Raw genomic sequence first — 7,966 nt, forward strand, 5'->3', positions numbered from 1 at the left:
GGTTGCATCAGTTCCGACGGCTCCGCATCCGCTGGGACCGAAACCCACTCGTCCATCAGGCCTTCCTCACCCTTGCCGCAGCGATCATCTGTTATCGTACTTGGCTTAATGAAAGCTAGTTTTGTCCGGTGGCTCTTAGTATCACCTGATTATCCACCAACGCATCCAGGGTCCAGTTTCATTTTCTTTGAATGTCCTTCGCCTTGCCCTCCGCATTTACAGGGAACAATCATGCTGGCCCGGCACATGAAGACGGCAGCGCGACCGGCCGATTACAAGAATGAGTTCTAGGTAGAGGTTTTCTTCTCACATCACACAGGGCAACATCATGAGCAACTTTAGGGCGGTGATCACTTGCTGTCTCACAGTACTTGTGCTAACTGTGGTTCCCTGCCGCGGCATGGAGATTGTGCTGGACTATTCTGATGACTCATTTTTTGCCGCACATCCTACCGCCGAAGCAACATTGGAGGCGGCTGCCCAGGACGTTTCCAACGCGATCACGACTACGCTGGCTGCCACCGTGGACACCAATAGCGCCACAGTCAATGGGACGTCGGTTACCTTTAATTACAATTTCAACTATGCCAATCCAACTACGGGAGCCATTCAAACAATCGATGCGGCACTCCCTGCAAATCAAGTGCGAGTCTTCGTCGGAGTACAAAATTTGACCAGTGGTACGCTCGGAGAAGGCGAACCGGGGGGGTTTAACGTCTCGTCCAGCGCGATTATTCACAATCAGTCGGACGTATCGTCAGCCGTTCACATGGCCGCGGCTGCCGCGAATGCCAATCTGGGACGGGGAGGCGGGCCAGCGATGGGAACAGCAAGTGGTTCGCTGACGACGGTACCATATTCGATCGCCTACGGCCCAAGTGTAGGAAGTATTTGGTTCAATTCCTCGGTCAACTGGCAGTTCGACGACACCCAGCCAGTCGCGGCAGGACAATTCGATTTTTACACTGCGGCCTTACAAGAAATATTACAATCACTGGGATTTTCCACCAGCCAAAGTTGGTACATGAATGTGTCCGGCACGGATTCGCGCAATTGGCTTGGAAGACAAGTGGGCGCACAACTCGAATTTAGCACTCATGTCCTGGCACCCGATAGCATGCACATTGCCCAAGGATTAATGAGCCCACGATTGACGGACGGCCTACGACAAACAGCAGTGATGGAGCCTACGTTGACGGACGGAGTTCGAGAATCGCTGACGCTTCTCGACCTGGCGTTCCTGCGCGACATCGGCTGGCAAACCATCGAAAGCAATTTAGTTCCTGGGGACTTCGATCGTGACACGGTGCGAACGGCAGCCGACGTTTCGGCGATGCAGCGCGCGCTCACGAATTTAGGCGCGTACCAGGGGCAAAACAGTCTCACCAATGCGGAACTGTTGTCGATCGGCGACCTGAATGGCGATGGAAAAATTACTAATGCAGATCTTCAATCCCTCTTGAAGCTTTTGATTAATCCGGCCGCCGGAAGTGGATCGCTGACAGGGGTATCGGAGCCAGCGTCGCTGCCGTTAGCCGGAATTGGGATTTTAACCATGCTGTACCTGCGAAAATCAGTGCGTAGATGGTCGTAGGTTCTGCCTCGAGGAAGGGTCAGTGGCCTACGGCGAATACGCCCTTTCTTTGCGCCATTGCGCAATATTCATGCGCTTTTGCGTTGTTTGGTGTTCTTCCACCGATCATCTCTTGGAGACTGACTATCGCATTACCACAATGGATCGAGTATCGAGCGAGTGTCAATCGGCTCTGGTCGGGGATCGGAAACTTATCACTTTGCGCCCAAACCTCGCCAGACGGAATCCGATCATGGTGTATTATTGTTTTTTCTCGAACCAGTGCAAGGTCCGGAGCCAAACGATGAATTTGACCAGAGTTGTCATGGCGTGTTTGTTGTTCGGTTGGATCATCGGTAGGTCCCACTGCGCGCTTGGGGATAGCCTGAGCCTCGGCGACACGGTGAACGTCGGCTATGTCTCTTATGGAGCGCCGTACAGCATCGATAACAACGGTGACGACGAGGCCAACGTGGGCGCCGGCTTATTTACGCTGCAGGCTAGAAGTCCTGACAATACAGCGAATGTCTCCTATTCGAATGTCGTACAGGCGACGGCCAATAGTGGCACCATCGCGAGTTTCTGCATCGATCTGAAAGAGTTTATTTGGCCATATACATCGCCAAATCTTTTCCAGGTGGTCCCGCTGGCTGATGCCCCCAATTACTCCACGGACAATGGCGGAACGATCGGAGAAATGGGTGCCTTCAAGGCTCAGGAGATCGAGCAGCTTTGGGCCCATTTCATCAATCCCGACGCTGATGCCTATGTTGACCCGAATAATACCGACCAGATCAACGCCGGATTTCAATTGGCCGTTTGGGAAATTGAGTACGAGACCTCATCGACCCTCGATCTTACTGCAGGCAGTTTTCTTGCTCTCACCGGCATCAACGATCCGCAAGTCACCGGTGCCATCGATGAAGCAAACAGTATGCTGGCTTGGTTGGCGGCTAATCACCGAGCGCCAATGGCAAATTTGGTTGCGCTGAGCGCTCCCAGCGGAACGCTGACCGTCGCCTATCAGGACCAGGTGATCGAATTGGACGGGTCGCCGCGACTTATCCCAACTCCGGAACCGACCAATGTTGTCAGCTTGATCACTCTTTCGATTGCGGCGGTCATCTTCGGCGCATGGAAAACCAGGGGACACTTTCGACCGTTTGCATCCCCAAGCCGCTAAGTCCGAAACGAGCTAACGGGGAGTTCTCCGTGTCCTTGAAACGTTTCGCTGCGATTACACCACTTCGGTGGGTGCTCTATCGGCTAGCCCGCTGGCGAGTCAGGGAAAAGTTGGCGGCGATTGGGCCCTATCTGAACAAGGGTGATCGCGTTTTGGATGTGGGGGCCGGGAACTGTGTCCTGTGCCAACAACTCCGACACCAGGGGTACGAAGTTCTACCGCTCGACCTCGAGAACTTGAGTTTCATCGATGGCATCGCACCGACTGTCTACGATGGCAAGACCATACCCTTTCCTGCAAAGAGTTTCGAGGTAGCCCTGCTGATCACGGTACTGCATCACACTTCCGACCCGGACGCCGTCCTTGCAGAAGTGTCGAGGGTCGCGAGGCGGATCATTGTCGTTGAAGAGATTTATCAAAACCTTTTGGAAAAATACTATACCTATGCCATCGACAGCCTATTCAATTGGGAATGGTTCGGCCACCCTCGTTCGAACCGCACCGACGCTGGATGGAGGACCGCCTTTGAACGATTGAATCTAACGGTCAGCGCTGCCGCGTACTCGCGGTCAATGGTTATCATGAGACGCGTAATTTATGCCTTGGATTGCGGGAACATCGAATGTGGCAAATCGGCGACTTACGTATGCCAAGTGGGTGAAGTATCGTGACCGTATGGATATAATTGAGAGCCGGCAGACATCCGAGAAGGCTAACTGTTTCCTGTCGTTTCGACAGTTGTAGACGCTGGCACCAATTGAGCATCCATCTGCCTGGATCAAGGCAATTCCAACACATGTCGAATGTTCTTCCGGCGGATGAGACGGTTGCTCAGAGGAGTATCGCCACAGCCGAAGTCAGTATTTTGTTTGTCGATCTCGATGGCAGCCTGGTGGCCTCGAACACTTTGATAGAATTGTTTCTGAGTGCGGTTCGGTACGACCCAAGGTCGGCATTCCGGGCCAGTTTGTGGTTGTTCCGTGGTCGGTTGGCTTTCAAATCGCACTTAGCGAATTTAACGTCCCTCGACGCGGCCGCCCTCCCCTATCGCGCGGAAGTGCTAACCTTGCTTACGGAATTGAAAAGGGAAGGTTGCCGATTGGTCCTCGCCACCGCCAGTCCCTATGCGGTCGCCCGGCAAGTTGCCCAGCATGTCGGTTTGTTCGACGACGTGCTGGCCTCCGACGAAAGGAGGAATCTCAAAGGCAGCATCAAGCTGGCGGCCATCGAAGAATATTGTTGCCAACACGGCTATCAGAACTTCGCTTACCTGGGCGATTCCTGGGCCGATGTGCCGATTTGGCAACGAGCGGTCAAGGTGCTGGTTGTTGCTCCATCGGCCCAGTTAAGCCGCCGCGTGGCTCGCCTTCAGCGACCCGTAACAACACTGCAGGCACGCCAGGGAAGCTGGAAAGCTTGCTTGAGAGCGGTACGCGCGCACCAGTGGATGAAAAATATTCTGATGTTTCTGCCGCTGCTTTTTGCGCATGCTTTCCAGTACGCCGACTATTGGAAATGGATGTGCGCGCTGGTCGCCTTCGTGGCGTTTTCGGCTTGCGCCTCGTCGGTCTACTTAGTCAACGATTTACTCGACCTGGAAGAAGATCGGCGACACCCTCGTAAACGTAATCGACCATTTGCCTCAGGCCAATTGCCTTTAGAATTTGGCTTACTGGTGGCCCCTCTGCTGGCTCTGTTTGGCTTGGGGTTATCGTTGTTCACGGTCGGCAGTCGATTTCCGCTGATGCTGTTGCTCTATTTGGTGTGCAGCGGTTTGTATTGTTTATGGTTGAAACGCGTGGCGCTAGTCGATGTGTTTTTGCTGTCGGGGCTCTACATGCTGCGATTGCAAGCCGGCGGCACCGCATCCGCGGTGCCGGTTTCGGAATGGCTGTTAATCTTCTGTCTGTTCTTTTTCTTGTCGCTGGCGTTTGCCAAGCGATTTGTTGAGATTGACCACCTGGAACTGGCCAACGACAAGCACGTCACGGGGCGCGGCTACCGGACCATCGACGCGCCTACTTTGTCGTCGATGGGCGCCACCAGTGGATATGTTGCTGTGCTCGTACTGGCCCTTTACTTCAACAGTCACGAGGTGCGATTGCTCTATGCCCGGCCTAAAGTGTTGTACATTTTGTGTCCGACAGTGCTGTTCTGGATATCGCGCTTATGGATGTTGGCCCGCCGCAACGAGCTGCACGATGACCCGGTCATATTTGCGCTGAAAGATCGCGTCAGCCAATTGCTAGGTGGACTTTCCGCCGCAACTATTCTGCTGGCTTGGCTGTTGCAGTGATCAACCTGTTTATTGAATTGAAGTCGGTAGGAGCCATTCCAATTCTGCGTCGATGACCGGAGTCTAGCTTAACAGTCCGTTGAAGTCAGGGATTTTTGACTGCGCTTTTCTGACCGGTTGAGTGCGTGTGTTGAGTCATAGAGAGCGCCCAAGTTGTTGCCGACCAGCTCCGCAAGATTATAATCGGTCGAGATTTTCCGCCGGCGCGAATGAATTTGTCAAAACGCAGGACTCTGAAGTCTTATTCGGTTTCGGTTATATTTGCACATCGTGTGCATTAGATGTGATATGGACCCATCGTCACCCGTCTATCAGCATCGTCTTAATGTGGACCCAATGCTGCGGCGCCGGTGCATCGTTCTCACTGCGTTACTGATTGTAGAAGCAGTTGGGCTGGCAGTCGTACTGTTCGATGTGGGCAATGCTGCGGAGCGATTCGATTGGCTTTCCATTCTTTTGGGCGCGAAGCCTCGCGCTTTAGCATTTAGCGTTGTGGTCATCGCGACGGTGGCTCTTCTTGCGGCAGCTCGGCTCCGCGGGCAGGCAGCATCCAACGAATGGCATGGCCACCGCTATCGGGTTCTTCCTTTCCTGATAGCGCATGGCGCGGCGCTGATAGGCTTCGTTGAGGCAACCACGTGGATCTTGCGTGGCGAGGCATCAGCCGAAAATCCTTGGGTCATCGCGGCTTGGTGTACGTGCGGACTAGCTACCTTGATCTTCTGGGCTTTGTGTTTGCTTCCGGTACCCATTTGGCGCGATTTGCTGCCCGGTAGTTGGGGTATCATCGGCGGCGCTGTGTGCATCGGCGCGCTCGCCTGGATTTTCTCGGCGTGGTCGACCCATTTGTGGAATCCGTTGGGACGTCCAACGGTTTGGTTGGTAGCGCACCTTTTGGACATTTTTTTCCGGGAGGTCGTCTACGATCCGGCGCATTATTTGGTCGGAACCCCGCAATTCACGGTTGAAATCGCGCCCGCTTGTTCCGGTTACGAAGGCTTGGGGCTAATGAGCTTATTTTTGGGTGTCGCCTTATGGGCTTTGCGCGATCGCCTGCGATTCCCGCGCGCATTGCTTCTATTTCCCTTAGGCCTGGGAGCCATGTGGTTTGCTAATGGTGTACGGTTGGCTGCGCTGGTGTGGATTGGTGCACGATGGTCGCCGGGAATTGCGAGTCGAGGCTTTCACTCACAGGCCGGATGGCTGGCTTTTATCATCGTCGCTCTGCTTTTGATCCATTTGGCGGTCAGAAGCCGGTGGCTTGTATTGGAAGACTGCGCAACTCCGCGACAGCGGGACAATCCCGGCGGTGCTTATCTAATGCCTTTACTGGTAATGCTGGCGACGAGCATGGTGGCTTTAGCATTTTCGGAAGGAAATGCAGATTCCTCCTATCCGTGGCGTGCATTGGTAGTCGGTCTAACGCTTTTGTACTATCGCCGCGAATATCGAGAGTGGAGAGTGAGTTTCTCGCCGCATTCGATCGCACTAGGGACCGCTGTTTTTTTAATTTGGCTTGGCGTACCACGCCTCATTATGCTGGCTCATGGCCACGAAAGCCAGCCAGTAATGCCTGAGCCATCGGCGATGAATGCCGGTGTGGTGGCGGTCTACTTGCGCATTTTAGGATATATCGTGCTGGTGCCGATTATCGAGGAATTAGCATTTCGTGGGTATTTGTTGCGCAGGCTGATCGCGCGCGATTTTGAAACGGTTTCGTTGCAGCGCTTCACGTGGCTATCGTTTTTGGGATCGTCACTATTGTTCGGATCGCTGCACGGGAGCCATTGGATTGTCGGAACGCTAGCCGGAATGGCATATGCTCTGGCGGCTGCCGTTCGTGGCCAGCTAGGCGACGCGATAATAGCCCATGGAACAACCAACGTGCTTTTGGCAATATCTGCAGGAATTTGCGGGGATTGGAGCTTAATGTCCTAGAAATGATCCCCCGGGAATATTAAGGAAGTCCAATTATCTTGAAACTTGTTGCGCATTTGCGCAACATTATTGCGACTTTGCGCGAACCCAGACCACAATCACATAGAAATATTGTAATGCCCCGGATTTGTGCTAAAAGATTGTTTTCAATTATTCGATTCGTGCAGGTAGTACGAACGATTATGGATCAACGATTCCTCTCTCAATGCGCCATTTTTAGGTGAGGTAATGACGATGCGATTAGCGAAGAGACTTGGTTCAATAAGTTCTCGCATGGCTTTGACACTTTGTGGCGGCCTGTTGGTTTTGACTGCGTTAGGAAGCCCAGCGCATGCTACTCCTTCTAGGGTTCCTGAAATCGATCCTGGGTCGTTGGCAAGTGCGATGACACTTGTGGTCGGCGGCGCATTGCTCCTTGCTGGCCGTTGGCGCCTGCGGAAGTAACATTGCTCCAAGTTCGCTTCGCGTGCCAATGTTCGGCGACTCATCTGGGAAATCTGTGGCTCATAAATGTTTCGCTGCACGGCGTTGGCGACAAAGTCCTGAAATGTGCGGTCGGTGAACGCCCCAGCCTGTTGATCTACAAAGTTCGCGGCATACGCTGCGGGGGTCTGCCTGCCCAAGCCGCTGTGAGGCTGGCGATGATTATGCTCCACTCGCCATTCATCTAACACGTAGCGTGCCTCGGGAACGCTCAGGAACAGCTCTCGGTTCAACCGTTCGCCCCGCAGCTTGCCGTTAGAGCTCTCCACGTAGCCATTCTCCCAGGGGCTCGCTTTGTGGATGTAGAGTGTGCGAACGGCTGCATGCTGCAACCAACGCTGGCACCACCGACGCAGTTCGTCAATCAACCGCCGGTCATCGTCCGGCTTACGCCGACGATAACGCTGCGTCGAACATGACTGGCTAGGACTCAGCAAACGCGACGCTCCGACATCTGGTGTGGCCCTAAGCGACGGCGGACCCTCTCGACGGT

The 7,966-nt window shown here is 53.9% G+C and carries 6 protein-coding genes; 5 read left to right on the plus strand and 1 reads right to left on the minus strand.

Annotation, left to right across the window (positions count from 1 at the left end; all coding sequences use genetic code 11):
* Positions 1-328: 328 nt before the first annotated feature.
* From VMJ32_05245 to xrtE, 5 genes are all read left to right on the plus strand, one after another.
* Positions 329-1,594: a dockerin type I domain-containing protein gene (locus tag VMJ32_05245; protein HTQ38408.1), complete on the plus strand. Its 1,266-nt coding sequence runs from the start codon at positions 329-331 to the stop codon at positions 1,592-1,594.
* 283 nt (positions 1,595-1,877) lie between these two features.
* A complete protein-coding gene (locus VMJ32_05250) occupies positions 1,878-2,756 on the plus strand; it encodes a hypothetical protein (protein ID HTQ38409.1) in 879 nt (292 codons plus the stop codon).
* A 29-nt stretch (positions 2,757-2,785) separates the two neighbouring features.
* Positions 2,786-3,427: a class I SAM-dependent methyltransferase gene (locus tag VMJ32_05255; protein HTQ38410.1), complete on the plus strand. Its 642-nt coding sequence runs from the start codon at positions 2,786-2,788 to the stop codon at positions 3,425-3,427.
* A gap of 125 nt (positions 3,428-3,552) precedes the next feature.
* Entirely contained in the window at positions 3,553-5,052 is a 1,500-nt protein-coding gene (locus VMJ32_05260) for a UbiA family prenyltransferase (GenBank protein ID HTQ38411.1), read from the plus strand.
* A gap of 336 nt (positions 5,053-5,388) precedes the next feature.
* Positions 5,389-6,990, plus strand: a complete 1,602-nt coding sequence (xrtE, locus tag VMJ32_05265; GenBank protein ID HTQ38412.1) for an exosortase E/protease, VPEID-CTERM system — start codon at positions 5,389-5,391, stop codon at positions 6,988-6,990.
* A 146-nt stretch (positions 6,991-7,136) separates the two neighbouring features.
* Here the strand turns inward: xrtE and VMJ32_05270 are convergent.
* Positions 7,137-7,966, minus strand: an 830-nt coding sequence (locus VMJ32_05270; GenBank protein HTQ38413.1) for a transposase, incomplete at its 5' end; no start/stop codon positions are given.

The organism is Pirellulales bacterium, assembly GCA_035499655.1.
Classification (GTDB): domain Bacteria; phylum Planctomycetota; class Planctomycetia; order Pirellulales; family JADZDJ01; genus DATJYL01.